The 26,580-nt window shown below is 67.9% G+C and carries 18 protein-coding genes; 8 read left to right on the top strand and 10 right to left on the bottom strand.

The window, feature by feature from the left end:
* Positions 1-122 precede the first annotated feature (122 nt).
* The gene (locus tag FrCorBMG51_RS25160) at positions 123-1,850 is read left to right on the top strand and encodes a wax ester/triacylglycerol synthase family O-acyltransferase (protein ID WP_052914606.1); all 1,728 of its coding nucleotides are present in this window, start codon (positions 123-125) and stop codon (positions 1,848-1,850) included.
* 200 nt (positions 1,851-2,050) lie between these two features.
* Here the strand turns inward: FrCorBMG51_RS25160 and FrCorBMG51_RS12045 are convergent, their stop codons facing one another.
* The 5 genes from FrCorBMG51_RS12045 to FrCorBMG51_RS12030 all read right to left on the bottom strand — a co-directional run bounded on the left by FrCorBMG51_RS12045 (position 2,051) and on the right by FrCorBMG51_RS12030 (position 11,771).
* Positions 2,051-3,109 (bottom strand): hypothetical protein, encoded by a 1,059-nt coding sequence (locus FrCorBMG51_RS12045; RefSeq protein WP_157180480.1) that lies wholly within the window; start codon positions 3,107-3,109, stop codon positions 2,051-2,053.
* 69 nt (positions 3,110-3,178) lie between these two features.
* Positions 3,179-5,947 (bottom strand): ATP-dependent helicase, encoded by a 2,769-nt coding sequence (locus FrCorBMG51_RS12040; protein ID WP_047223160.1) that lies wholly within the window; start codon positions 5,945-5,947, stop codon positions 3,179-3,181.
* Between the two features lie 23 nt (positions 5,948-5,970).
* A complete protein-coding gene (locus FrCorBMG51_RS34675) occupies positions 5,971-7,521 on the bottom strand; it encodes a DNA methyltransferase (protein ID WP_268760555.1) in 1,551 nt (516 codons plus the stop codon).
* A gap of 62 nt (positions 7,522-7,583) precedes the next feature.
* Positions 7,584-8,666: a DNA methyltransferase gene (locus FrCorBMG51_RS34670; RefSeq protein ID WP_200902417.1), complete on the bottom strand. Its 1,083-nt coding sequence runs from the start codon at positions 8,664-8,666 to the stop codon at positions 7,584-7,586.
* 45 nt (positions 8,667-8,711) lie between these two features.
* Entirely contained in the window at positions 8,712-11,771 is a 3,060-nt protein-coding gene (locus tag FrCorBMG51_RS12030; protein ID WP_052914605.1) for a BPTD_3080 family restriction endonuclease, read from the bottom strand.
* Positions 11,772-12,214: 443 nt separating this feature from the next.
* On the opposite strand from FrCorBMG51_RS12030, the gene FrCorBMG51_RS25155 reads away from it, so the two are divergent.
* Positions 12,215-12,688: a helix-turn-helix domain-containing protein gene (locus tag FrCorBMG51_RS25155; protein ID WP_052914604.1), complete on the top strand. Its 474-nt coding sequence runs from the start codon at positions 12,215-12,217 to the stop codon at positions 12,686-12,688.
* Positions 12,689-12,899: 211 nt separating this feature from the next.
* On the top strand, positions 12,900-13,511 hold the full coding sequence (gene cyaB, locus FrCorBMG51_RS12020) for a class IV adenylate cyclase (protein ID WP_076843543.1): 612 nt from the start codon (positions 12,900-12,902) through the stop codon (positions 13,509-13,511).
* Here cyaB and tmk read toward each other — a convergent pair.
* The 4 genes from tmk to FrCorBMG51_RS12000 are packed head-to-tail and all read right to left on the bottom strand — an operon-like array spanning position 13,427 to position 17,197.
* Positions 13,427-14,059 carry a dTMP kinase gene (tmk, locus tag FrCorBMG51_RS25150; protein ID WP_052914603.1) on the bottom strand — a complete coding sequence of 211 codons (633 nt, stop codon included), beginning with the start codon at positions 14,057-14,059 and terminating at the stop codon, positions 13,427-13,429. The genes cyaB and tmk overlap by 85 nt on opposite strands.
* A complete protein-coding gene (locus tag FrCorBMG51_RS12010) occupies positions 14,056-15,522 on the bottom strand; it encodes a B12-binding domain-containing radical SAM protein (protein ID WP_047223159.1) in 1,467 nt (488 codons plus the stop codon). The genes tmk and FrCorBMG51_RS12010 overlap by 4 nt, the downstream gene beginning before the upstream one ends.
* Entirely contained in the window at positions 15,506-16,312 is an 807-nt protein-coding gene (locus tag FrCorBMG51_RS12005) for a DNA glycosylase family protein (protein WP_217699289.1), read from the bottom strand. The genes FrCorBMG51_RS12010 and FrCorBMG51_RS12005 overlap by 17 nt, the downstream gene beginning before the upstream one ends.
* A gap of 45 nt (positions 16,313-16,357) precedes the next feature.
* Complete coding sequence (locus FrCorBMG51_RS12000; protein ID WP_235433514.1) at positions 16,358-17,197, bottom strand: ATP-binding protein; 840 nt, start codon at positions 17,195-17,197, stop codon at positions 16,358-16,360.
* A gap of 370 nt (positions 17,198-17,567) precedes the next feature.
* Here FrCorBMG51_RS12000 and FrCorBMG51_RS11995 point away from each other — a divergent pair, with 370 nt between their 5' ends.
* Entirely contained in the window at positions 17,568-18,869 is a 1,302-nt protein-coding gene (locus FrCorBMG51_RS11995; protein ID WP_235433513.1) for a helix-turn-helix domain-containing protein, read from the top strand.
* 10 nt (positions 18,870-18,879) lie between these two features.
* Here the strand turns inward: FrCorBMG51_RS11995 and FrCorBMG51_RS11990 are convergent, their stop codons facing one another.
* Positions 18,880-19,581, bottom strand: coding sequence for an HAD family hydrolase (locus tag FrCorBMG51_RS11990; RefSeq protein WP_047223157.1), 702 nt, complete (start codon positions 19,579-19,581; stop codon positions 18,880-18,882).
* A 1,238-nt stretch (positions 19,582-20,819) separates the two neighbouring features.
* Here FrCorBMG51_RS11990 and FrCorBMG51_RS11985 point away from each other — a divergent pair.
* Genes FrCorBMG51_RS11985 through FrCorBMG51_RS11965 form a run of 4 tightly spaced genes read left to right on the top strand, consistent with a single transcriptional unit; the run spans position 20,820 to position 26,559 of the window.
* Complete coding sequence (locus tag FrCorBMG51_RS11985) at positions 20,820-22,391, top strand: ABC transporter substrate-binding protein (RefSeq protein ID WP_047223156.1); 1,572 nt, start codon at positions 20,820-20,822, stop codon at positions 22,389-22,391.
* 16 nt (positions 22,392-22,407) lie between these two features.
* A complete protein-coding gene (locus FrCorBMG51_RS11980) occupies positions 22,408-23,421 on the top strand; it encodes an ABC transporter permease (protein ID WP_047223155.1) in 1,014 nt (337 codons plus the stop codon).
* The gene (locus FrCorBMG51_RS25145; protein ID WP_052914602.1) at positions 23,418-25,511 is read left to right on the top strand and encodes a dipeptide/oligopeptide/nickel ABC transporter permease/ATP-binding protein; all 2,094 of its coding nucleotides are present in this window, start codon (positions 23,418-23,420) and stop codon (positions 25,509-25,511) included. Before FrCorBMG51_RS11980 ends, FrCorBMG51_RS25145 begins: the two co-directional genes overlap by 4 nt.
* Positions 25,498-26,559, top strand: a complete 1,062-nt coding sequence (locus FrCorBMG51_RS11965) for an ABC transporter ATP-binding protein (protein ID WP_083731087.1) — start codon at positions 25,498-25,500, stop codon at positions 26,557-26,559. Before FrCorBMG51_RS25145 ends, FrCorBMG51_RS11965 begins: the two co-directional genes overlap by 14 nt.
* The last annotated feature ends 21 nt before the right edge of the window (positions 26,560-26,580 follow it).

Raw genomic sequence — 26,580 nt, 5'->3', positions numbered from 1 at the left:
CAGACGGCGGCAGCCGCCGCACGACCGATCCACGGACACGGAACCGACATCGGGACACGACGGACGAGACACCGAGACAAGACACGGAACCGAGACAAACAAGATACGGAGAGGAAGGCCGGATGGCCGGCGAGCGGTTGAGCGGACTGGACGTGGCATTTCTGAAACTGGACGACCCGGCGGCCCCGATGAACATCGGCGCGCTGATGATATTCGAGCCGGCCCACCCCGTCGGTATCGAGCAACTGGTCCGTCTGCTCAGCGAGCGGATGGGCGCTTTCCCTCAGTTCCGGCAGCGCCTCCGGTCGACGACGCTACCGCCCGCCGCCGCGGAATGGGTCGGGGACCCGCAGTTCCAGGTGGAGGCACATATCCGGGTCTGCTGTCTGCCGCCCCCCGGCACCCACGACCAGCTCACCGAGTACGCCGCGGGCGCGATGGCGTCCCAGCTCAATCCCGTCCGGCCGCTGTGGGAAGCGCATGTGATCACCGGGTTGTCCGACGGGCGTTTCGCGCTCCTGCTCAAAGCACACCACGCCTTCACCGACGGCCAGAGCGGCGTCCGCCTCTTCTCCGCGATATACGACGAGTTCACCGTGCCCGGCCGCCGCGGCGGGAACATTCCGGCCGGCAACGCCGCAACGGCTCCGCCAGCCACGGCCAGCCCCTCCTCCACGACCAGTTCCTCCGTGTCCTCCACATCCTTCGCGGCTGGCTCCTCCGCGGCCGAACCGGCGGTCGCGGGCGGGCCGGGGGCGGGTGGGGGTGGGGCATGGCGCTCGGTGCTCCGGCCGGACCAGTGGCTCAACGCGATCCCCACGCTGGTCGCCGGCCCCTCCCTGATCACCGGACAACTGATCGAGACCGGCCGCCGGACCACACGCGAACTGGGCATCGCGGCGTCGGTACTGCGCAGGACACGTCTGTCCGCGGTGTCCACCCTGACGGGAAAGCCGTCCCTGCCGGGGGTGCTGTCCCTGCCAGGGAAGCAGCCGGGAACGCCACCGCAACGGCGGCTGACCCTCGTCCAGCTGGATGCGGGCGCGGTCCGGCGGATCCGGCAGCGGCACCGGGTCATGGCCCACGAGGTCGTGCTCGCCGTGCTCGCCGGCGCGTTGCGGGACTGGCTGGACTCCGGCGACCGTGGGCTCGGCGGGGCCGTGCCGCGGGCGCTCATCCCGGTCGCTCTGCGTGTCGACACCGCGGGGCTGGGGCAGGGCAACAACCTGTCCGGATACCTGTGTGATCTGCCGGTGTCCGAACCGGACCCGGTACGGCGGCTGCGGGCCGTCCGCGTCGCCATGGAACGCAACAAGGCCGCCGGCCCGTACCGCGGAGCCGGCGCCTTCCCGCTGCTGGCCCATTCGCTGCCCGCCGCGGTGCACCATCTCGTCGCGCCGCTGGCCGGACGCGGCGCCAACCTGCTGTTCGACATCGTGGTGAGCAACATCCCGGGATCGAACAGAACCCCGCGGCTGGCCGGTGCCCCGATGCGGGAGCTCTACGGCATCGTGCCGCTCGCCCGCGGGCACGGGCTCAGCGTCGCCGTGACCAGCAGCCGCGACTTCATCGGCGTCGCCCTGTACAGCGATCCGACCATCCAGCCGGACATCACCGGCCTCAGCCGCGCCCTGCCAGCCGCCCTGGCCGACCTCGCCCCGCCGCCTCCCCCCGTACCCACCCCCNNNNCCCCCCGCACCGCCCCCCCGGACAGATCCCACCCGGCCACAACACCTCCGGCGATACCGCTACCGGCCGCCCCCGCCGCATCCGATCCATCCGCCCCCACGCCGTCCAGCCTGTCCGTACCATCCGCGGCAGCACCATCGAACGGCCGGACAAGTACGTGAACGGAGCGGTGACGTACTTTCCGACCTCTCGCACTTCACGTTTCCCCGTCACGGCTCCGCCCACGGCCCTTTCCCCGCTTGACGAGGCGAGATAACCACCCACGCAGACCATGATTGGCACGAGTTTGTCGCTGTGTACGCTTTTTGGCTGTGTCAGCGTACACAGCGACAAACTCGTGCCGATCTTCTTAGGCGGCCGGCTACCGTCCGATCGCCTGCTGGTACTTCTCCCGCAACGCTTTGTCCTCCGAGAAGAAATGCTCCAGCAACTCATCCAGGTAACCTAGCTCGGGCGTCTGCCGCGGCGGAAAGAGGTGCTTCTCTATCTGGAAGGTCCCGTCGCCAAGGTTGTACATCGTGTACAGACCCAGCTTCAGCCTGTCGAGTTCCGGCCAGATGTCCTCGCGTAGTGCCAGTTCAGCCTCGGGAGAAGCCGTTTCGACGACGAGACTCGGGTAGTGCGCCCACCGGCCGTGCGCCGCCGCCTCATAGAGCGATTCCAGCCGGTTGGCCTCCGACGCCCTTTTGATCTCGAAGGACGAGATCGTGAGTTCGACGTCGGGCAGCAGGGGTGAGCTCCACACCTCAACCGCGGCCACGTCGGGCCGGGACCACTGACCGCTGGCCCGGGCCCGGCCACGCGCGGTCGCGGTCTCGCGCACGTGGCCGAACGTGAGCGTTCTGGTGTCGAGGTCGCTCCGGTACCAGTCGACGAACGGCTGGTACAGCTCGGACTCCCGGTGAACCAGCTGCCCGGGGCCCGCGGGCGTGAGCCTGGCGTCGTCCAGCGAGGTTGCGGGCACCTCGGCGTCCGGTGACTGGAGCGCGTCGTCCGCGCGGGCGAGCGTGCCGCCACGGCCCCGTCCCGGGCGGACGAGGCCAGCGGCCTTGAGCTCCTCCACGGCCGCCCGATAACGATCGTTGGTAAGCCTGACCAGGCCGCGGAGCTGCAGACCACCGATGGCGCTGCCGTCCGGCGGAAGCCGGTCGAAGATCTGCTGTGCGTCGGCGGACATCTCCGGCTGGAGGCGGGCGTTGCCGTCGCCGGCGTCCGCTCGGCGAATCCGCCGTCCCTCCAGGACCGCCAGCCCGGCCGTGACAAGCTCCTCCACGACGGCGGCGAACTGCGTGTCACCCCGTATCTTCAGGCGGTTCTGCAACGGACCGCAGTTGGACCAGGTGGGGCCGATCTCCGCGTACAGCCGTGCCGCAGCCCTGGACAGTGCCATCCCGCCCCCGTCATCTCTCGGAATCGTCACTCGCGATATCTGGACATATCTGGATACCAGAAGGTACAGATGATTTTACTGATTCTTGTCCGGCCTCCGTCAGGCAGGCTTGTCGCGGCAGATGCCGGCGAGGTCGCAGGTAGCGCATGCCTTGCACCAGTGCCGGTGGCGTGGCAGGTCGTTGGCGCGCAGCGCCTCCCCCGCGTTCCGGATCTTGTTCTGGATGTCGCCGAGCAGGGACTCGTCGACGACTTCGCGGGTGCTCCGGGAACGCTCGTCGAGGTTGAGCACCTCCACCAGGTCGGCCCGCCGGCCGGTGAGCTCCTGGTAGCCGAGGACGTAGACGTGCAGCTGGTCGCGGGTGACCTCCTCGGCCTGGGCCCGCTCGGTGGACTTGAAGTCCACGATCGAGGTCTCGTTGGTGTCCAGGCGGCGGATGAGGTCGATCCGGCCGTCCACCGTGATGCCCGGGGCGACCCGTACCTGTACCTGCTGCTCGCTGTGCAGGGTCTGCCCGAGGATTCCCCGGTTCTCGGCGAGGTAGCGGCTGACGGCCTTGCGGGCGGCATCGCGGAGCTGCTCCCGCAGCGCCGGATAGGCGAACGGGACGTTCAGGTGCCGGTCAACCAGGTCCGCGACCTCGGCGGCCGAGGCCAGATCACCGTCGATGGCCCGCTTGTGGATTTCCGCCATGACGTCGTGGACGGACTTGCCGTAGCCGAGCGCCTCATGGATCGGCGGGTTGAATCCATAGAGGAAACGCAACTTGAACTGGTACGGGCACTCGAACAGATATTTCAGCTCGCTGAAGCTCAGGGTGACATCCGGCAGCTCGTGCCGCGGGCGCGGTTCCAGCCGCGCGACCGTCCGCACCGGGGGTGCCGCGGTGAGCACGTTCGGGTTGCGGGTCGCCAGATCGAAGAACACCGATCGCCTGGCGTACATGGATGACCCTCCGGGCGAGAAGGACAGCGCCAGGTATTTCTGCGCCCGGGTGACGGCAACATAGAACAGCCGGGCCTCGTCGGCTTCGGTGCCCCGGTAGCGTTCCGCGTCCGGCACCGCGTTCTCGGGTATGACGTGGAAGACGTTTATCCCGCCCTGCCGCTTCGACGGAAAGCGGTTCTTCCGCAGGGCGGGGACGAACACCGCCGGCCACTGCATCCCCTTGGCCTGGTGGACGGTGGCGATGGTCACCGCGTCGGGGGTGGCGTATCCGACGTCGGCGTCGCTTTCCGCGTAGTAGCCGGGGGCATGGTGGGTCAGCCACCGCACGAAGCCCTCGTATTTCCTGGCCGGGTCGGACTGGAAGTGGATCTGCTCGAAGTCCGAGATCGCCTGGCTGAACTTGCCGAGGTTGTAGAACACCAGCTCGCCGCGCACCGTGCCGTCCGCCGACGGGACGGTGTCCTCCCGCAGGCCGACGGCCTCGAGGAAGTCGAGGTAGGTCCGCTGCAGGGTGTAGGAACCCCAGCGGGCGCCCGGCTGCCAGTTCTTCGCCTCGTCGAGAACTTTCAGCCCGGCGGTCAGATCCGCGGCGTCGAGACCGATATCAGCGGCATTCCAGGAATCGCGCACATCGTCCGCGCCGGATTCACCGATGATGTAGCTGAACGCCGTCACACAGGCCTGGATCTCCGGCGCGTCGAACAGCCGGGCGAGACCTTTGATGACGTAGGGAATGTCCCGCCGTTTCAGTTCGGCGACGAGTGGGTCGGCGTCCTTGGCGACGCTGCGGAACAGGACGGCCATGTCCGACCAGCTCAGGCCGCGCGGCGCCTCGTCCCGGTCGTCCCGGAAAGGGGTTCCCCGCAGGGCTGCGATCCGGTCGCATATCCACACCGCCTCGTCGTCGGCGCCGCTGAACTCGACCGCGAGCAGATCGCCGCGGTCGAACTCCTGGTGGCCGGACGCGACCATGTTCTTGGCCAGCCTGTCGTCGACAAGGGTCTCGGCGACCGTCTGCGCCAGCGACACCACCGCGGGGCTGGACCGGAAGTTGTCATCCAGGGTGACGCTGCGGACCCCGGGGTAACGGCGGGTGAAGGTCTGGATGTTCCTGACCGCGCTGCCGCGCCACTGGTAGATCGTCTGGTCGTCGTCGCCGACCACGCACAGGTTCGCCCCGAACCGGCACAGGCCCTGAATCATCCGTTCCTGGATGTGGTTGGTGTCCTGGTACTCGTCGACGACGACATAGCGCACCGCGTCCCGGACATGACGGACCAGCGGGCCGGCCATGGAGTCGCCCGGATCGGACTCGAGCATGTCGACCGTGGTGCGGAGCAGTTCGGTGTAGTCGAAATACCGGAGGCTGTGCAGCACCGTGCGGTACATCCCAAGCGCCTCGTCGAGGTCCTCGGGGATTTTTTCCTGGTCGATGTCGTCCTCACGCAGGATGCCGACCACCTGCATGAACAGTCCCGACTCCTTGTACCTCCACAGCGGTCTCGATGTCCCCTTGACCATGGCCTTCGCCGTGGTCAGCCCGCACTTGTTGCTGTTGCGGTCGACCAGCAGCCGGTTCTGGATCTCGTTCAGGACCGCGTACTTGAAGGTTTCGGGAACCCAGGTCTGTAACACCGACCGGGCGAAGCCGTGCATCGTGCCGATGTACATGTCGGCCAGGCCGTGGATCGGGCCGAGGTCGTGCTCGATCAGCTCGAGGGTCCGGTTCTTCAGCTCGGCGGCGGCCTTCTCGGTGAAGGTGAACGCCACCACGTTCTCCGGGCGGACGCCCGGCCGGCGCAGGATTTCGACGATCCGCTGGGAGATGACCTGCGTCTTGCCGGACCCGGCGCACGCGATGATGAGCAGCGGGTCGTCCAGGGTGCTGATCGCTGCCCGCTGCGCGGCCGTGTAGTCCATTGCCGGTCCCCCGTTCAGTCCCGTCACACTTCGTAGATTTTGAGGACTTCGTCGCCGTAGTGGTTGATGGCCTTGACCGCGATCCGGCCCGTGTCGGGTTTGGGGAACGGCCGGGAACGGGTCGTGTAGAGAGTCGCCCAGGCGGCCTCGTCGATATCGGCCTTCAGCGCCTTCTTCAGCCGGGCGTAGGGGTCGTTGCCAGCCCCGGAGAAGTAGCAGTGGCGGACGAAGAACGACTCCCCGTTGTACGCCGTGTCCACCATCCACAGCGCGATGCTGGACGGGTCGTGCGAGCGGATCTGGCCGGTGGTCGGGTCGTACACGTCGATGCCCCGGATGTCGATCACGAGCCCGTCGGGGGTGTGCTCGATGTCGATGTCCGGCTCGCCGAACACGGTGAACAGGTTCGCCGCGCCGGTTTTCTTCAGCAGTTCGTCGCCCATGGCCAGATCCGGGTTCATGCGGACCAGCAGGATCGGCAGCCGTCCGAGCTGGCGTTCGGCGGTGACGGAGGCGAAGTCCGCGCCGTTGGACGGGCGGAACTCCCCGACCACCTCGCCTGCCTGGGCGTCGAAGGCGAACCCGAGGACGAGCAGCAGGTCATGGCCCTGGCCGCGCAGCGCCTCCCGGGCGGCGTCCTTGATCAGCGCCGGGCTGACCGTGCCGTACTGCGGGCCGATCGCGACGGCGACGTGCTGCGGGGTGCCGGCGTCGGCGTCCCGGCGGGTGCCGACGGCCTGCACGTACCGGCCGGCGTGCGGCTCGAGGGTGTCGAAGACGAGCCGTTCCCGCCGCAGCCCGTTCTGGACGCCCGCGGCCCGCAGGTTCTCCAGGATCGTTGACTCGTACGAGGCGGCCTCCGAGGACTCCGCCGCCGCTCGCTCGGTGCGGGGCAGGTCCACCTCGAGGCCGAGGGCCCGATGCGGTGACAGGCTCTCCACCGTGAACCGGCCGGACACCCGGATCTTCCGCCTGTCCTCGTACGGACGGTCGTAGAGCAGCTCGCTCTCGGCATGCCGTCTGATCGCCGCGTCGATCTCGTCGCGGGTCATGCCCTCGACGATGTCCGGGTTGTTCGCGATCGACTTCAAGGTGACGTGCGGGACCCGCTCGTAGACGAAACCCTTGCGGATGTCCCCCTTCGTGCCGCCGATGGGCCGGGGCGTCCCGGTGACCTCGGCATCCTTCGCCCGTCCCTCCGGGGAGTCCGCGAGCAGATAGTAGGGCAGCTTCGCCCCCATCACCCGCTGCCGCGCCAACGCGATCGCCACCCGGGACGTGTCAATAGTGATCCACCGCCGCCCCCACTGCTCAGCGACCAGTGCCGTCGTCCCCGACCCGCACGTCGGATCGAGCACCAGATCCCCCGGATCGGTGGCCATCAACATGCAGCGTTCGATTGCACGCGTAGCAGTTTGAACAACGTAGATCTTTGGATCTACCCGACTTTGGATTCCGCCGATGTCCGTCCAACTTGAAGACAATGGATAAGCAGGGAAATCGTCATGATAGCGAACGTATGCAAGAGTATTGCGCGTAGGCTGAACTCTACCCGCAATTTGTAGTAGCTTCATTCCTCTTTCGTTGGTTTTCCATCGCGACTGCAACGTCGGACGAAATTCCCGTTCGCCGACCCTTACCGGAAACCAGGAGGATGCACCCTCACCTTTTGCACGCCCCACACTCTGACTTGTAAGGTTATCCAGTCGAAATGCTCGACCATGTAGCTCTTCGCGGACAGCTTCAGAAGCACTGATTCTTCTGCCACTCCCGAGCTCAACTTGATCATACTTGTCGGATCCCACGCCCCGAGATCGCGCCGAAGGTAAAGCCTTCGAAACTTTGCCTTACTTGTGTCGCGAACATACCAAAGCAGAAAATCGTTCGTGGCTGAGATAAAGTCGGCCGTTTGCCCCGATGTTTTTCCATAGGTAATCATGGAAATAAAATTCTCACTGCCAAATACCTCATCCAGCAGGCTGCGGACGAGGTGGACGTTTTCGTCGCCGATCTGGACGAAGATGCTGCCGGAGTCGGTGAGCAGGTCGCGGGCGACCGTCAGGCGGTCGCGCAGGTACGACAGGTAGGAGTGGATGCCCAGCTCCCAGGTATCGCGGAACGCCTTGATCTGCTCGACCTCGCGGGTGGCGTCCTCCAGCTTGCCGTCCTTGACGTCCCGTTTGCGGGTGGAGACCTGCCAGTTCGAGCCGAACCTGATGCCGTAGGGGGGGTCCAGATAGATCATCTGAACCTTGCCGCGGAGGTCCTCGCGCTCGGCGAGCGACGCCATGACCTCAAGCGAATCCCCGAGGATCATCCGGTTGGACCAGTTCGCCGCGTGCCGGTAGTAGTCGACCGCGTCGAAGTCGTCCAGGCCGTCGAAGTCGGCGAACAGGTCGAGCTCATCCTGCCGGGCACCCCGGGCGGACGCCTTGCGGACCTCCTCGACCAGCACCAGCGGGTCGATCTTCTCCTGGATGTAGACGGGCGGGGCGGTCACCGCGAGGTCGGCCGAGTCCTGCGCGTCCTTGCCCTTCCAGACCAGCTGCGGGTCGAGTGACGGATCCCGCTGGTACACGACGGTGACCGGCTGCTCGACCTCGTCGGGGACGAAGTCGTGCGCGTCCGCGGTGGGGATGTTGACCCGCTTGTCGTCGTGGCGGATCGACGTCACCGGAACCGGGCCCGCCGGCGCGGGCGCCTTCCTACGCGGCGGCATGCTTGTCTTCCCCTCTCCTGGAACCGGTCACACCGCTGGGAACGGTCATGTCGGCAGCCCGGTGATCGGCGCGTCCGCGTGGAGCAGGTCGATCGCCTCGTCGAGCTTCTCCCGGGTGGTCACCGGATCGGTGATCTCGATATAGCCCCAGCGGCCGTACCCACCGTGGTTGTTCACCGCGGCGCACCACAGGTTGCGGGCGGTGTCCGCCTTGCTGGAGGTCATCGCCCGCATCGCGGCGTTGTGCGTCTTGAACGAGCCGGACACCTCCACGATCAGGTGCCGAGGCACGTCGCCGTCCCGTCGGACCAGCCGCACCAGGAAGTCCGGCAGATAGCGGCGGGTCCGCGCGCCGTGCACGTAGGGGATGTCGAACTCCAGATGGTCGTTCTTCACGTAGGCCGCGACCCGCGGCAGGGACTCCAGCGTCTGGGCCATGATCTGCTCCCAGGTGTTGCCGTCGAAGCCGTCGAGCACGACATGGTTGACGTGGCACTTCCGCGGGTCGGTCCGCATCGTCCGCTTCGTGGTGAAGAAGTCGACGGCATCGGTCGAGCCCCACGGGTCGTACCGGCGGAAGATCGGGGTGACCCGTTCCTCCCCGGGGCCGCTTTCCGGGGTGATCGCGTGCCAGATCTGCTCGGCCGCGATCTCCCGCAGCTCGGCGAGCGTGAGATGACCGACGCGCGCTCCCGGCGCGTAGGTCACGCACTCGTCCAGCCACTGCCGGGCGATCCGGACGAGATCCGGGAACAGCCAGCGCCGGGGCTGCCCGCCGGCGTCATTGAAGAAGCGGTTGAGCATCGTGTGCGCGAGCCGGAAGGCGACCTCCTGCGGTCGTTTCCCGGCCAGCTCGCTGAGATCGTGGACCTCCTGCTCGCCGACGACCCCACGGATCTCCGTCCAGCTCGCGATGTCGAACGGCACCTCGAAATGGTGCTCCCTGCCGAAGTCGGCGGTGAGCCGACCGTCGGGGATCTCGATCCGGTAGCCGTCGAGTTTCGGGAAGACGATCCGCGCGTCCGCCCGGTCCTCGACCGCCTTCACCTGCGTCTGCGGCCGGCGCGGCCGCGGGTCGGCGTTCTCCGGTGAGACCCGGATGAAGGAGAACGGCACGCCGTAGACCTCGGCGTATTCCGGCTCGAACATCCCGTCCTCGTTCACCGTGTACGAGCGTCGACGCAGGCCGCGCCCGACCACCTGCTCGCACAGCAGCTGCGACCCGAACGCGCGCACCCCGAGGATGTGCGTGACCGTGTTCGCGTCCCATCCTTCGGTGAGCATCGACACCGACACGACGCAGCGCACGCCTTCACCGAGCCGGCCCGCCTTGCCGACGGTGTTCATGACCTCGCGCAGGATGGTGGCGTCGTCCAGCTCCTCGCCCGGCCGGCCGGTGCGGGCGGCGTGCTCGGCCCTGAACGCCTCGATCTCCGCGGCCGCGATCTTCTTGAAGTCCTCCTTCAGGCCCTCGCCGGACTCCAACTGGATGGAGTCGACCAGGATCGTGCGGGGACGCGCGAGCCAATGCCCGTCCCCGACGTTCGAGAACAACGGCAGTGCCCCCGGCACCAGGGCGCTCACCCGGCCCATGGCCTGCTCGAAACCCGAGACGAAGTCGTAGACCAGCTTGGAGACGGTCGTGTTGTTGCAGACCACGATGAACACCGGCGGCGTCTCACCGCGGGCGGCCGCGTCGGAGGACTCCCAGCGGGCGAACGCCTTGGCGTAGTTGCCGTACAGGCTGCGCAGCGCCCCCTCCAGCGCGCCGGGCAGGCCCTGGCCGGCCAGCGTCGTGCCCTTCGGGAGCCGTTTCGGCAGCTCGGTGCCGACCTTCGACCACAGGTGCAGGTAGGCCACCTCGTCACCGATGGCGTCATCGTCCACCGGCACCCGTGGGATCTTGACAATGCCGGCTTCGATCGCGTCCATCAGGGAGAAGTCGCTGACGACCCAGGGGAACAGGTAGCCCTCCGGATAACCGGATCCCTTGAGGAAGAACGGTGTCGCGGACAGGTCGTACACCGTCTTGATACCGATCTTGCGGGCGATGTGGCGCAGCCCGGAGAACCACACCCCGGCCTCGGCGTTGCGGCTGTGCGCCTCCTTCTTCTCCTCTCCGGCCAGGTCGTCCTCGGTCGTGGCGTTCTCGCCGACCGCGGCCGCCCGGCCCCGGTAGCAGTGGTGCGCCTCGTCGTTGAGCACGATGATCTCGGAGGAGCGGGAGCTGGAGAACTCCCGCAGCACCCGGTTGACCATCTGGTCCGGGGTCTCGACGAACGGGTCGTCCGCCCCGCCCGCGGTCAGCAGAAGCTTGGTGTTGGCCGAGATCCCCCTGCCCTCCTTCGTCGCGCGCGGCAGGAAGGAGTGGAAGTTCGTGACGACGATCTCGGCCTGGCGCAGCGGGCCCCACAGATCTGCCGGGACGAGATCGCGCTGCTTGTAGTAGTTCTCCTCGTCCGCGGGGAGCAGCACCCGCAGCCGGTCCCTGATCGTGACGCCGGGTGTCACGATCAGAAAGCGTCGGGTGAAACGGGCGTCGTTCGGGCTCGCGACCTTGTTCAGGGTCTGCCAGGCGATCAGCATCGCCATCACGACCGTCTTGCCCGCGCCGGTCGCCATCTTGAACGCGACCCGCGGCAGCCCGTCATTGTGGTCGAGATTCTGCTCGGCCAGGGCGTTGCGGACCCACTCGTCGCCCTGCTTCGGCGCGGCCTCGGCGATGAAGACGGCCGTCTCGGCCGCCTCCCGCTGGCAGAACAGGACGCGGTTCTCCCGCTCCTCGTCCGACCAGTACTCCAGCAGACGGCGGGTCGTCGGGGTGACGTTCGGATAACGCCGCTGCCGCCAGATGGCGACCCGGTCCCGGATCTGGTCGACCTGCTCGTTACGACGGCGCCGTTCCGCCACGTCGAGGATGTCGAGCTCGGTCTGCACCGCCTTCCCCCGGCCCTTGCGAGGGGTGGGAACCGGGATCCACGACTCGCTGGGCCGCCGGACGGCGGCGAGCTCGTCGGTGATCAGGCCCTGCTCGTCGAACTGCCAGTGCCGTCTCGGCTCGGCGTACGGCGAGTTGATGATCGGATTTTCGATCACCGCACTCATGACGACGGTGTCACCTCCCCCCACTGGCCAGGCAGCGCCTGGCCTGCCCCCACTGGCCAGGCAGCGCCCGGCCGACACATGCCGGCCGACCACCCTGCCCCGGGTAACGACAGCATGGCCGGACGGACAACCAGCACAGCGTAGCGATCGGGCCCGACAGGTCCGCTATGCGGCCGGGCAGCGCATAGCGTTACATACCGGATACTGTCACGGCCCGCGAGCCGGTTCACCGCAAGCCGGGCTGCGGCGCGGAATTCATCGCCGTCCACCCACCAGTGAGGCGAGTTCGTCGAGACTCCCCTGCCGACCGGCTTCCGGGCTCGAGAGATCCCAATGATCCGACTGCGTCCCGCGATCGAGATCGAGATCGAGTAGATTTACAGATGCTTCAGATAGAAGCTACTATGATCATCGATAGTGGAACCGGTGACGCGGGAGGAAGCATGACGTCCCATCCGGCGGTTCTTGAGCTGAACAGCCCGGACGCCCCGACCCGACGGGCGTCGTCGGACCTCGCATCGGCCGTGGAACAGGCGATCGCGTCATCAGACTCCGGGTCGGTGGTGCTCGTCGTGGGCGGCGTACAGGTCGACGCGCCCGTGGCCGTGCTGCGCGCCCTGCTCCACACGGCTTATGAGCAGGCGGCCGGGCATCGCGTGCGGATCCTCTCCCCCGACTCCACCGGCGAACTGACTCCGAACCAGGCAGCGGCCTACCTGGGGATCTCACGCCCGTTGCTGCTGAAACTTCTCGACGACGGGACCATTCCGGCCCGGGCCCTTCCCGGCAGTCGCCACCGGCGGGTCGCAGTGGCCGATCTGGAGGAGTATGCGGCGCGAAAGACGAAACGGCGTCGAGCACTGGCCACCGCCATGAACGACATGATAGACGCCGACCTGTATCTCCCAGCCGACTGACAACATACCGGACCGCCGCCATGACCATCGCGCGCGTTTTTGCGACTGAGGAAGTCCATGCCTCCTGGTCAATGGGCTATGAATAACGCTCGTTATGTCATGCGTAACAGATTTTTTCCTTCGTGGTGGACATGCGGGGACAACCCCGCTCTCGCGCCTGGATGACGTCTCGCTAAACTGGTTGCAGTCGTTCCAACTATGGAGGTAGCCGGTGCGCGAGGTCGAGGTCAAGTATTCCGTGGCAGACCCGGAGGCGCTGCTCGTCGCCCTCAGGGCGCGGGGTATTCATGTTGGCAAACCGGCCTACCAGGATGACCAGGCATTTGCCCCGGTGGGCTGGTCCTTCGGGGACAGCAGGCTTGGAGTTTCGTTCCTGCGGCTTCGCACAGTGGACGGGCGCCACTGGCTCACGCTGAAGGAGCCGGGCGTCAATGCTCAGGACTGCTTGGAATACGAGACGGAGGTCGCGGACCGCCGGCAGATGCACGAGGCCATCCTGCGTATGGGGTACCGCGCGACCGTCCGCGTGGCGAAGACGCGGCGCACCGGCCAGCACGGCGACGTGTCGCTGTGCCTGGACGAGTTGGAAGGGGTCGGGACCTTCCTGGAACTCGAACGGATGGTGCCCGACGACGAGCCCGCCGCCCAGATCCAAGAGGAGCTGGCAGCCTTCGTCACGGCGCTGGGTGTCCCGGCCGCCCGCACGACCGAGACGTATGACTCCCTCGTGCGGGCGGCTCAGGAAGGAGCGGTGGTCCGGCTACCTTCCCGCCGGGAGAGCACCGAAGCTGCCAGTACGGCGGCCACCTCTTCGGCCGTCTGAGTCCCGATGTCGTGTACCACGACGGCGTAGCCGGCGGCTTGGAGTTCGGCGGCGACGGCCCGGTATGCCTCGGCCTCGGCTGCACCGGCTTCCGGGCCGCCGCGGTGGAAGCGGCTGTAGAGGCCGCGCCGGGCCGCCCGCTCGCGGGAGCGGATGGGATCGCCGGTGAGGATGACGGTCAGGTCGGGCCGGTCGGCTTGCTCGGTTAGCGTCCATAGAAACTTGGCTGGTACACCGTCGAGGCGTTGCAACACGAGGGATGAAGCGACGTAGCGGTCGCAGACCACCACGGTGCCGCTGGCGAGGGCGGGACGGATCTCGGTTTCGAGGTGCTGGTAGCGGTCGGCGGCCACGAGGCAGGCCAGAGCCAGACCCTCGTAGTCGTCCGTGCCAAAACGCGTGAGGCTACCCAGGGGACTGGCCGTGGGTTCTTTGGTAGCCAGCACAGGCAGGCCCTGTCCCGCGAACTGCCGGGCCAGGGCCGCGGTGACCGTGCTCTTACCGATGCCGCTGGGGCCGTCGATGGCGACGAAAAAGCCCCTGTTCATCGGCGGATGCTGGAACGGGCGTGCTGCTCGCGGGATAGCTCGATGAGGGCGGCTCGTACCTCCTCCACATTGGCCTCCCCGAACTGAATATTCACCGAGAAGTTGAATTCATCGCGCCCCCGCATGGCTTCGTCGACGCCGCCTTTGGTGAGGTCCACGGCGGTGTAGGCCAGCAACTGTGACGGCTGGTAGCGGCCGGTGGCCAACAGCCGGCTCCACTCCGGTGTGCCCGGATACGGCCGGAACTCGAAGACGGAGGCCCGGAAGCTCCCCGGATGTGGATCGGCCACTTCCCACAGCTCCCTGACATGACGGACGGTGGCGGCCAACTCGTCGCGCGTCTCGGTGGGGAAGCCGAGGATGAAGTAGCCCTTCACCGAGATGCCGCGCTCGGTGAGGCGGCGGACCGCGGAGCGGGTCATGTCCGGCATGATGCGTTTGCCCATGTACCCGAGGAGCCGTTCGCTGCCGGACTCGACGCCCAGAGCCACCTCGCGCAGGCCGTTGGCTGCGAGCAGATCGAGCAAGGCGTCGTCGGCCCGGTGCAGAATGTTGATACGGCCGGTGGCGTCCCAGACATAGCGGCCACCGATGCCGTGGGCTGTGAAGGCGTCCATGCAGCGGCGGATGAATCGTTCGTAGCCCAGAAAGAGATCGTCGACGAAGCGGAAGGCGGTTACGCCGTAGGCCTCGTGCAGCGCCTCCATCTCGGCGATGATCCCCGCAGGTGTGCGGGTGCGGATGGTGATGTCGGGGTTGGCGCTGACGGCGGCGCCGCAGAAGGAGCAATCGTAGGGGCAGCCGCGGGCGCCGACCATGTTGGCCTCTATCCGGCCGTCCGGCGCCTCGTACGGGTCGTTCGCCAGGAAGCGGCGGTCGACGAAGGGCAGGCGGTCCACGTCGGGTGCCAGGTGGTGGCCCGCGCCTGGCCTGCCGCCGGTGACGGGCTGGTGCAGAATTGGGTCGAGCCACATGACACCGGGCAGGTCGGCCCGTGCGCGCCTGTCTCTCAGCAGCTCCGCCACCCGGGTCTCGCCCTCGCCGAGCACCAAAGCTTCGAGAGCCCCGAAGCGGGGGTCGGTGATGATGGTCTCGGGCATGGCTTTGGCCTGATGGCCGCCCACCATGACGTAGATGTCCCGGTCCAGACCGGAGGCGATCTCCGCGCTGATCTCGTACGTCGGTGCCAGCAGGTTGAAGCCGGCCCAGCGTGGACCGAGGCGGTTCACAAGCTGGCAGGTTTCCTTGACGCCAAGCCCGAGGGCTTCGGCGTCGACAATCCCGACGTTGAAGCCTTGCGCTGCCGCATACGTGGCGATGTAGGCCATGCCCAGAACCGGCAGGGTGAAATCATTGACCCGGGGCCGCAGACTATAGTCCCGCAGCGGGGCATTGACAAATACCGCGTCGAGCGGACGGCTCAGGTCGGCGCCCCGAACGGCGCCGTCATCCGATATCTCCATACTGCGATCCCCAAGCAAGGGTCAGAAGGGTGAGCGTAGAAAGGTGTTCGCTGGCTAGATGGCGCCACTGGGCGCCGAAAGCGCGCTCGTGGTGGAGCCAAAGGTGTGACGGGGCGGCCCGTCCCGCCCAGGTCCGCACCGCCAGGTCGGCGTAGGGATACAGGCTCCAGTCATTTGTGTAGTCAGCGATCGCCGCGCCGGCCGTCCACGGGCCGATGCGCTGAACGCCTTGCAACTCGTCGACGAGGACGGGGAGGGAAAGACGGCTCCAGCCGACACCATGCTTCAGATATGCCGTGGCGGCAGCCCGCAAGGCAGCCCGTTTGAAGGCAAGGCCAAGTTCGGCGAACCGCTCATCCGTCAGAGCAAGGATGGTCTCCGGCGTAGGAAACAGCGCGTAAGCGTCACCATCCGGCAGCGGTACCTGCTCCCCGTGAGCCGCGCACAGCTCGCGGAAGAGCCTCTTGGACTGCCCCGCCCGGATGACCTGGCGCAGGATGGCAGTACCCAGCGCTTCCCACAGCGACGGGTTGCGGAAGCGCCCCACCCGCCCAAGTCCGGACAGTTCCTTCGCCAACTGCGGCACCTCGGCGGCGGCACCGTCCGGCAGGCTGAAGACGTCTGCCGCCGGCTCGGTGTCGTCTCCACCGAGCGCGGTGAGGGTGAGGCTGTCGCCTTCCACCTCTGCCAGGACCGGGCCACCCGGCAATGCAAATACGCGGCGCGCCCCTTTTTCGGTGGGGAGCCAGGCGGGGTGTTCGGTCATCCAGCTATCTGCGACAAGCGGCATGAGTAAAACTCCGGGTTACGGTATGCGTGGGCGAAAAGTGGAACGCTAGTATCTCACAGCGTCACCCCGAGGCAGACTGGTGTCAAGGGCGCGCAGGCCGTCCAGGACTCGCCGTAATACCACTAGATCATCGAAAACCAGACCGGGATCGGTGCGGGCGACACTCGGCCGGCGGTATGGAAGAAGAGGTGTTGGCGCCTCAGCTTCAGCGGGTATCGGCGCCTCGATCTGGCACCAGGTGACTTTGCCCTGGCCGGTGGGCGACGGGTAATAGGCTGCAGCGAGGCTCAGGGCTTCCACGATGTGAAGGCCCCGACCACCCTCGCCATCGAGGCATTGATCTTGGAGTACGGGCAGTTGTGGACTGCGGTCCCAGACTTCGATGATGAGGCTTGCGGCGGCCCAGCTGAGGCGCATGGTCACGATGGATTTCGGATTACTGTCCAGCGCCTGGGTGGCCCGGACCGCATTCGTGATGAGCTCCGAAACCAAGAGACCGGCGGTGTCGATGAGATCCCCAAGTCCCCGGGTCTGGAGTAACTGGGCTACCTCATGTCGGGTCAGCGCCGGGGCCGTGGTGGTCGCGGCGAACTGATGGACGCTCGACCGCAGATGGGCGGCTGGCTGCGGAGCCACTGCGGACGGCAGGTTCATGCCGGCTGAACCGCCCAAGCGGCGTAGCTCGGCCGCAACCGCTTCCGTCCGCTCTTCGATGACCGCCTGCCCCACGGCCGTGGTGGGTAGCTCGTCTACGGCGCAAGCGAGGGCGACGCCAATGGCTTCCAGATGTCCCCACGCGGCCGCGAACCCAGCGGCGATGCGGTGCAACGCCGCAGCGCCCGGCGGTCCCAGTGCGGAGTCCTGCCCTCCGGTGTTTGCGTCCACCGGCCCTCCCGTCCTGATATGAAGATCACCCGATGTGGACAACGCCCGGAACCGGGGAGCCGTACCTCGACCCGGCCCCGGGCGCCTGGGCTCAAGCGTGAACGAGCATCCCGGACCCCACCATGCCCAGGGATGTATGACGCCTATACGTGATGTTTCCAGGATTTGACCCGGGGTGACGGGCGTGTGTTTACACTGTTGCCGAGCGCGCCGGGACGGCCGCGAATGGGGACAGGTCGGGGAAAATATGAACGTCGCACCGGGCCGGTACTGCCGTTCCTGCGGGAGCCGACTGGCCCGCTACAACGCCACCGGATCCTGTGCGGCGTGCCAGCGCAAACGGCAGGAACTGCGTCTCCAAGCCCCGGTGGTGCCAGATCATTTCTGGCAGACGGACGAGCTGCGCGATGCCTTGGCCAGCTGGCATATCGGCCGGGTCGTCGCCGCCTACCGACGCAATCCGTGGCACGGCCGGGTGCTGTCCCAGGAGCTGGTCGGAGGATGGGTCGGTATCTCCCAGGTGCAGCTGTCCCGCATCGAGTCGGGCCCGCCGATCAAGGACCTGGACCGGCTTGTGATGTGGGCACGGACCCTGCGCATCCCGGGACGCTTCCTGTGGTTTCAGCTCCCCGAGCAGCGCAGCGAACCGGTCGAGTCCGCCCCGGCGGCGGCGGCCGTGCCCGTGGGGCCGGATCTGCCCGCCTTACTCGGAAGCCTGACATCTGGCCGGCTGCCCCTGGCCGCTGGCGAGAGACGCACACCCACCATCGGGATCTCGGCCTTCGACGGCATGACCAACGGCCAGAGTGCCGAGTTGCTGCTGAAGTTGTTCTTGCAGCTCGACGACGAACTAGGTGGTGACAGTCTGTATCTGCCCTTGTCTCGTTACGTCGCCCGGATGGCAGTGACCGTAGAGCAGGACTCGGGCGACGGGCTCGTGCCCTTCGGACAGTTGTCCCAGATGGCCGGCTGGCTGGCGCTCGACGCCGACCACCACGGGACGGCCCGCCGCTACTTCACCACCACGATCTACGTAGCGCACGAGGGCGACGAACCGGGCTTGGCCGCCAGCGCCCTAGCGTACATGAGCTTGCAGGAGACCTACCGGGGGCGGCGAGGGCCGGCACTGTCACTGGCGCAAACCGCGCTGGCCTCGGGGACCACGAACCTCACGCCGCTGACCAGGACGATGCTGGGCACCCGCCTGGCCCGTGCCCAAGCCGGGGTGGGTGACCAGGACGGCTGTCTGCGAAGCCTTGACACAGCCCGCGCCGACTTTGAGCGCGCCGGCCACCGCGATGAACCACTGTGGGTATCCTACGTCGACGAGGTGGAAGTAGCGGCCCAGGAGGGTGCCTGCTTCCTCGAACTGGGCTTGACGACCGAGGCCTCGACGGCGCTGACGGAAGCCATTGATCTGCTCACCCGACGGGCGCCCTACCGGGTGCGGGACCGGGTGCACTACCTGTCCCGGCTGGCCAAGTGCCAGTTGCTGGCTGGCAACGTCGAGCAGGCCTGCCAGACAGCCGGCAACGCCCTGGAGGTGAGCGAAGCCATCGGATCCACCCGGGTGGCCCTGCGCCTGAAAGAGTTTGCAGACGGCTTGGCGCCGTTCGGCGCAGTGCCCGCGGCCCGGGACTTCGCAGAGCGGTTCCGCCTGGCGACGACCTGACCCAGCGGCTTTAACCAACGAGGCCGAAGACAGCCGCCCGTAGGGCGCGGGGCCGGGTGAGATCTGGCAGGACAGCATCAGCCCCGGAAGCCTCAAGATCCACCGCGGTACTACTGCCGGTGGCAACTCCCACCGCCCGCACGCCAGCATCGTGGGCGCCTTTCACGTCGTGCGGCGTGTCACCGATGACGACGGTCCGGTTCGGTGGGAAGGTCACGCCGTACTTGGCCTCGGCCCGCTTGATCGCGAGCCGTACCAGTACGGTTCGGTCGCTGTCGTCATCCCCGAAGCCGCCAACTTCCAGGTCAACGTGGTCTTCCAGGTCGAAGGCGTGAAGTTTGGTGGCCGCGATGGAGCGGATGTTGCCGGTCACCACGGACTGCACCGTGTCCTTGGCCACCAGGCTCGCGACAGCCTCCTTCGCACCGGGCAGGCGACGGCCGGACTCCTTCATCCGGCCTTCGAGCTGGTGGGCGGCCTGACCAAGAGCCTCGTAGAAGGCGTCAAAGGTCGGCTCGTCGTCCGGCACGCCGTTGAGCCGGAGCGTGTCCAGCAGGATCGCGCGCTCGGTGCGGCCGGTCATGTCGGCCAGCTCCCGCAGGGGACGGCCGGTCACGAACTGGAAGGCGCGGGCGTAGATCTCCCGGCTGACCAGGTCAATGGTGACGAGGGTGCAGTCTATGTCCCACAGGATGAGGGCGGGTGCGGTCACCTCACCATGATCTCACAGCCGACCCGTATGTGAATCGACTGGTTTTCCGCTTGGACCTCGACGTTCGGTGCGGCCCCGAGAACCAGAGCGGCCCCCTATTGCGAATAGCACGATTCGGTTCTACGCGGACGAGAGCGCACTCGGCGTCGGCCGGAAGCCGGAAGCCGCCAGGCGTGATGTCGTTTATCCGGGACACAAGTTCGTGCCGGAATTCCCCCTGCCGAAGAAGGCTGCCCGGTTCGTGTCGGGGGTACGGCCGCGGGCCCGTTTCCTGGGTCAGGCGCCGTGGGCGCTGGTCGTGGCGAAGCCGCCGAAGGCGAAGCCGGTGAAGGCGCCGACGGCCGACAATGTAACCGGGTGAGCGCTCCGCGCCACCGGCCACATCGCTGACCATGGGAACTGGTGGGCAGCGCACGCCTGCGAGGAGCGAGCTCCTGGTGGGGGCCTTGCTAACCGGAGTACCGTGCCGGTACGGTGTCGGATGCGACATATGATGATCTCAGAGGAAGGGGCACAATGGACGACCGCGTTCCCGTGTGTCCCGCTCTGGTTACCCTCGACGGTGTGTACAGGGGCGTGAGGATTCGGCGGATGATCTTCTTCCGTCGGCGCCATGTCGACTTCGGTGTCGTTGTGACCGCATCCTGTCCGGGTCCGGGCGGATCGTTCAACCGGACATCCCGTGAAATCTCGGCCCGCCACAGGCCGAACAGTCGGTAGTCGTTTCCGAACAGATCAGGGACGACGAGTCAGGGACTCTGGCACCAGCCATCCGGTACCCTCCGCTCCCGTATCGCCGGACGTTTCCAGAAACCGCCCCATGTCCTCCGCGACGGAAGCTCTCCTGCCCCATCTTCCGTACCGACCGATGAAATCGTCACGGCCCGGTCACGTCTGTGCCAGTCGTGGCCCAGCGCCGGTCATGTTCTCGATGTTCCACTGTTCCCGGACCCGCCGGACCCGCGGTTCCGACGATTTTGCGTACCCACCGTAACAGTCCCTTCGCCTCGACATCTCACAAACAAACGCCGAGGCGTCCACCTCAGGAATGTCACGGCGGCACGTCGTCCATGCCGACACTTCATCCGTGTCGACACGGCATCCACGTCGACACGGCAACAGACACACAATTATACGACACACCACAAAAGAATCCGGTCATCACAAGATTCGGCGGACGCCGCTCGCGGCCCGCCNACGCCGCTCGCGGCCCGCCGTACCCGTATGAATGGAACACGGTGCAGAACGTCTTATCCGCTGTCAGCCGTCGGCGCCGCCACCGGCGCGGTCGACGCCCCGTTCTCGCCGCCGTCGTAGTAGCGGCGGTCGCGCTGACCGCCGCCGCCTGCGGCAGCGACGACACGGCGTCCTCGGACCCCTCCGCCGCCAGCGGTGTGCTGAGCTGGTCGATACCGCCACTGTCAACCTGGGATCCCGTCGCCTCCAACTCCGGTATCGACGTCACCCCGCTGAGCCTCGCCTACGCCTCTCTGACACGGCTGATGCCCAACGGTGATGCCGGGCCGGGACTTGCGACCGAGTGGAAGTTCTCCCCTGACGGACTCACGCTCACCTTCACCCTCCGCCCCGGCCAGACGTTCTCCGACGGCGCACCGGTCGACGCCACGGCGATCAAACAGAACGTGGAACGGGGCAAGAGCCAGACGGGCTCGCAGGTCGCGCCGTCCCTCGCCGCGATCGCCTCGGTGGACGCGACCACCCCGACCGAGGCCGTCTTCCACCTCAGCCGCCAGGACTACGCACTGCCCCTCGTCCTCGGCGGGCGCAGCGGCATGATCGTAAGCCCCCGGGCGCTGGCCGGTGACGTGAAGGCGCTGGCCACGAAGCCCGTGGGAGCCGGTCCGTTCTCCCTCACCAACTACGTGCCGGACGGCCAGGCCGAGCTGGCGCGCAACCCCACCTACTGGGACGCGGCGAACATCCACCTCGCCGGGGTGACCCTGAAGTTCCTCTCCGACCCGGCCACCATCGCGGCGGCGCTGCAGAGCGACGAGATACAGCTGGCCAACTACATCTCCCCACCGCAGGCCAAGGCGCTGACCGCGGCGGGCCTCCAGGTGGAGGAGTTCCGCAGCCTGCAGATCTCCAACCTCGCCATCAACCGGACGATCAAGCCGTTCGACAATCCGAAGATTGTCGAAGCGCTGAACCACGCCGTCAACCGGCAGGAACTGCTGGACAAGCTCAACGCCGGCCACGGCGAAGTGGTCTACCAGCCCTTCCCCCGCGGCTATGTCGGTTACAACCCGTCCCTTGAGAACCTCTATGCTCACGATCCGGCGAAGGCCAAGGCGCTGCTGACCGAGGCGGGATACGACGGCACACCGGTCGTCATCAGCTACTTCACCAGCCCGGGCGGGGTGGACCGCGAGGTGGAGGCCCAGCTGTTGCAGGCCCAGTTCGAGGCGATCGGGCTGACGGTCAAACTGGAAAAGATCCCGTTCGGGCAGGTCGCCGAACGCTTCTACGTCAAGCGTGAGGTCGGCCTGCTGCTGAGCGGGACCTTCGGCCGCGAGGCCCCGGCCCAGCAGCTCGCGACCACCGCCACGCAGTACAGCAGCTACGACCCGGCGGCACTCACCGAAGCGCTGAAGAACGTCGCCCGGTTCCCGATCGACGACCCGGGCTACGCCCCCGCCCTGCAGGAGGCCACGAAGATAGCCGCTACAAAGGGCTCGGACGTCCTGGTGTTCTCCCAGCCCTGGCTGCTCGCCCATTCGAAGAAGCTGACGGGCCTGGTCGGGTATCTCACCTCGCCACGGCTCGAGGGCGTCCGGCTGGCCGCGTAGGCGGACCCGCTATCCCATGACCGAGATCACACTCGGCCCGCGGGGCCGGCGGGCGGGAGCGACCAGGGTCCTCCTGCCCGCCGTCCGCCGCGTGGCGGCGTTGCTGGCCACGGCGCTGATCGTGGCACTGATCAGCAGCCTGGTCATCTTCGCCCTGACCTTCCTGTCGCCCAGCGACCCGGCCGCGCAGAAACTCGGCCAGAACGCGACCCTGGAACAGGTCGTCGAGCTGCGGCACCTGTGGGGACTCGACCGCCCCTTCGTCGTCCAGTACTTCAGCTGGCTGGGCGACGCCGTCAGCGGGGATCTCGGCAGGTCGTACTTCTCCGACATCCCGGTCGCCCAGAGCCTGGGGCAGCGGCTCGCGGTCGACCTGTCGATCGTGAGCGTCGCCGTGGTGCTGGCCGTGCTGTTCGGCGCCGCGGCCGGTATCGCGGCGGCGGTGTGGCGGGGAAGCGTCGTCGACCGACTGGTGACGGCGGTGTCCTCGCTCGCGCTCACCGTCCCGGTGTTCCTGGTCGGGGTCATGCTGGTCGTCCTGTTCGCGGTGACCTGGCGATGGCTGCCGGCGAGCGGGTACGTGCCGATCGCGAAGGATCCCCTCGACTGGCTCCGCCATGTGATCATGCCGGGATTCACGCTCAGCCTGCTGCCCGGCGCCGTCGTGGCCCGGCAGCTGCGCACCTCCCTGGTGAGCTCGCTCGGGGAGAACTACGTCGTCGGGGCAAGGCTGCGCGGGCTGTCCCCGGCCCACATCCTGTTCGGCCACACGTTGCGCAACGCCGCCGGGCCCGCCCTGGCCACGCTCGGCCTCGAACTGCCCGACCTGCTCGGCGGGGCCGTCGTCGTGGAGACGGTGTTCGGCCTGCCGGGGATCGGACGATACGCGTTGCAGGGCGCCACCAGCCATGACGTGCCAGTCATTCAGGGAGTGCTGCTGGTGACGGTCGCGTTCGTCCTGATCTCCAACATCACCGTCGACACGCTGCTGTCCCGGCTGCGGCCGGCCACCAGGGAGGAGCACCGATGAGACACGCCCTGCGGGCCGTCTTCTCCTCGCTGCCCACCCGGGCGGCGGGCCTGTTCATCATCGTGATCCTCACGGTCGCGGTGACCGGTGAGACGCTGGCCCCCCACGACCCCCTGGCCCAGGACCTCGACTCGGCCCTGGCCGCTCCCGGCGGAAGCCACTGGCTGGGAACCGACTACCTGGGACGGGACACCCTCAGCCGGCTCGTCGCTGGCACCCGCGAGACGATCTTAAGCGCCGTGGCGATGACGGCCCTCGGCGCCCTGCTCGGCGTGCTGCCGGGCATCGCCTCCGCACTGCTCGGCCGCTGGTCCGCGTTCGCCGCCCTGCGGACGGTCGACGCGCTGCTCACACTGCCCACCGTGATCTTCGCGGTCGCGGTCGGCGGGCTGTTCTCGAACGGCCCGGCCGCCCTGGTCATCGCGATCGGGTTCCTGATGGCGCCACGCTTCTTCCGCATCGTCCGGGCCGAGGCGCTCGGTTTCAGCCGCACCCAGTACGTCGAGTCGGCCGCCCTGCTGGGCGCCTCTCGATGGTGGATCATCCGCCGGCATGTCGGGCGCAAGGTCCTGCCGACGATCGCTGTCACCACCTCGATCACGCTGGGCGGCGCGGTGTTCACCAGCTCGAGCCTGAACTTCATCGGCCTGGGCAGCCAGCCTCCCGCGCCGACCTGGGGCGGCATGCTCGCGGTGACAACCAGCCATCTGTGGGAGGACCCGCTCGCGCCGCTGTGGCCCGGGCTGATCATCGTCCTGACGATCTGGTCGTTCCACACCCTCGCGGACGGGCTACGCGAGGGCCTTGACGCAAGGAACCCGAGGAACGCGAGGAATCCGAGGCACTCGCGCCCCAGCCCGTCCCGCACCGCCACGCCCTCCCCCGTCACCTCGCCCGCCTTGCCCGAACAGGTCGGGACAGGGCCGGGGAGCCTGCTGGTGGGCCTCACCACGACTGGCCCCGACCCCGCCAGCCCGGCGGACGGGCCGGCTGACCAGGCCGGCCCGTCCGGCCCGGCAACCGCGGACGTACCGGATACAGGCGCGCTGGATTCAGATGTGCTGGATTCAGATGTGCCGGATTCAGATGTGCCGGATACAAATCTGCCGGATACGGATATAACGGATGCGGACACACCGGGTGCGGACACAGCTGACAGCACGGGTGTCAGGAACGTTGCGGATATTCCTGACGACCCGTCGTTCCAGGAAGGCTCCGGCGCCGTGCTGCTGCGGGTGACGGACCTGTGGGTGACCGCGCCCACCCACACGGCCACCGGCCATCATGGCGACACGGCCACTGGCCACCGGGGCGGTGTGGTGCGCGCGGTCAGCTTCACCCTTGGCCGTGGTGAGGCTCTCGGGCTCGTCGGCGAGTCCGGCAGCGGGAAGACCCTCACCTGCCGCGCGCTGCTCGGCGCCCTGCCGGAAGGCTGCGCCGTCAGCGGCGGAACGATCGTCTTCGACGGCCAGGACGTGACCGCGCTGACCGAGAAGCAGTGGCGCCCACTGCGTGGCGCCCGGATCGGGACGGTGTTCCAGGATCCGGCGTCCTACCTCAACCCGTCGCTCACCGTCGGCCGGCAGCTCACCGAGGTCCTGCGCCGCCACGGCGGGCTGGGCCGACAGGAGGCCCGGCAGCGGGCCCTCGAACTGCTCTCCGCGGTGGAGATCCGGGATCCGGCGAAGGTCGCCCGGCAGATCCCCAGCCGGCTCTCCGGCGGGATGCAGCAGCGGGTCATGCTCGCCGTCGCTGTCTCGTGCGAGCCGGACCTGCTCGTCGCCGACGAGCCGACCACGGCGCTCGACGTGCGCACCCAGGCCGAGGTACTGGCGTTGCTGGCGGCCCTGCGGGCACGGCTGAACATGTCCCTGCTGTTCGTCACCCACGACCTCGACATCGTGGCGGGCGTGTGCGACCGGATCGCCGTGTTCCACCGCGGCCGCATCGTCGAGACCGGGCCGGCCGACGAGATCGTCCACCGGCCTTCCCACCCCTACACCCGTTCCCTGGTCGCGGCGGCCTCGGCAGGCGCTGTGCCGGCCGCCTCTCCCGGGTCCGCTCAGGAGGTGCCAGTTGTCCGGGTCTGAGCTCGTGCCCGCCGCCCGCAAGCACTCCGACGCGGCCGGCGAACCGATCACCGCCCAGCTGCCGGCCGACGCCGGCCCAGCGGCCAGCACCGGCCCGTCCCACGACCTGTCTCTCGCGGACGACGAGCCGTTGCTGCGGGTGGCCGGCCTGCGGGCCGGTTTCCACGGCCCGGACGGGATCACCCACACCGTCCTCGACGGCGTCGACCTCACGATCTCCCCCGGCGAGATCGTCGGGCTGATCGGGGAGACGGGATCGGGCAAGACGACCCTGGGCCGGGCCATCGTCGGCCTCGTGCGCCCCACCGCTGGCACGATCCGGTTCGAGGGGGCGCAGATCCAGGGCCTGCGCGGTCGGCACCGGCGGGCGCTGCGCCGCCGCGGCCGGATCCAGTTCATCTTCCAGGACCCGCTGCGCTCGCTCGACCCCGACCAGCGGGTCACCGACATCGTCACGGAAGGGCTCGCGATCCGTCGGGAGCTCGATCCCGCGGGACGCCGTCAGCGCGCCGCCGAGGCCCTCGTCGCCGTCGGCCTCGGCCCGGAGTTCCTCGACCGTCTGCCCGGCGAGATCTCCGGCGGCCAGCGCCAGCGGGTCGCGATCGCCCGCGGGATCGTCACCCACCCCCGGCTGCTGATCTGCGACGAACCGGTCAGCGCCCTGGACGCCGCGAACCGCACGCACATCCTGCGGCTGCTCGCGCGGCTGCGCGACGACCAGGCGATAGCCATGCTGATCATCTCGCACGACCTCGCGAGCATGGCGGACGTCGCGGACCGGGTCGCGGTCCTCCACAACGGCCGGATCGTCGAGGAGGGGCCGACCGCGCGGGTGTTCGCGGCACCCGCGCACCCGTACACCCAGCTACTCATCGCATCCAGCCCGCGTACGGCCCGCGACCCTGGCTCGGGCGCCGGCGCCGACCACGGCCCCGGCCGTGACCACGACGGCCCCGAGCGCGACGGCTCCGAGCGCGACGGCCGTGACCTCGGCCCGGCCACGGCCCGGCCGGGGCCCGGGAACAACGTGGCCGGCCAAGGCCGGTAACCCCGGATCGCGGACGGCCGC

The sequence above is a fragment of the Protofrankia coriariae genome (assembly GCF_001017755.1).
Classification (GTDB): Bacteria; Actinomycetota; Actinomycetes; order Frankiales; family Frankiaceae; genus Protofrankia; species Protofrankia coriariae.
The sequence above is the reverse complement of the archived record's forward strand: the minus strand, read 5'-3'. Positions and strand labels throughout refer to the sequence as shown.

Excerpts from the sequence above, each read along its gene's own strand:
- FrCorBMG51_RS12040 (WP_047223160.1), bottom strand. The coding sequence starts at position 5,947 with ATGGACTACACGGCCGCGCAGCGGGCAGCGATCAGCACCCTGGACGAC.
- FrCorBMG51_RS34675 (WP_268760555.1), bottom strand. The coding sequence starts at position 7,521 with ATGAAGCTACTACAAATTGCGGGTAGAGTTCAGCCTACGCGCAATACT.
- FrCorBMG51_RS34670 (WP_200902417.1), bottom strand. The coding sequence starts at position 8,666 with ATGCCGCCGCGTAGGAAGGCGCCCGCGCCGGCGGGCCCGGTTCCGGTG.
- FrCorBMG51_RS12030 (WP_052914605.1), bottom strand. The coding sequence starts at position 11,771 with ATGAGTGCGGTGATCGAAAATCCGATCATCAACTCGCCGTACGCCGAG.
- FrCorBMG51_RS25155 (WP_052914604.1), top strand. The coding sequence starts at position 12,215 with ATGACGTCCCATCCGGCGGTTCTTGAGCTGAACAGCCCGGACGCCCCG.
- tmk (WP_052914603.1), bottom strand. The coding sequence starts at position 14,059 with ATGAACAGGGGCTTTTTCGTCGCCATCGACGGCCCCAGCGGCATCGGT.
- FrCorBMG51_RS12010 (WP_047223159.1), bottom strand. The coding sequence starts at position 15,522 with ATGGAGATATCGGATGACGGCGCCGTTCGGGGCGCCGACCTGAGCCGT.
- FrCorBMG51_RS12005 (WP_217699289.1), bottom strand. The coding sequence starts at position 16,312 with ATGCCGCTTGTCGCAGATAGCTGGATGACCGAACACCCCGCCTGGCTC.
- FrCorBMG51_RS11980 (WP_047223155.1), top strand. The coding sequence starts at position 22,408 with ATGACCGAGATCACACTCGGCCCGCGGGGCCGGCGGGCGGGAGCGACC.
- FrCorBMG51_RS25145 (WP_052914602.1), top strand. The coding sequence starts at position 23,418 with ATGAGACACGCCCTGCGGGCCGTCTTCTCCTCGCTGCCCACCCGGGCG.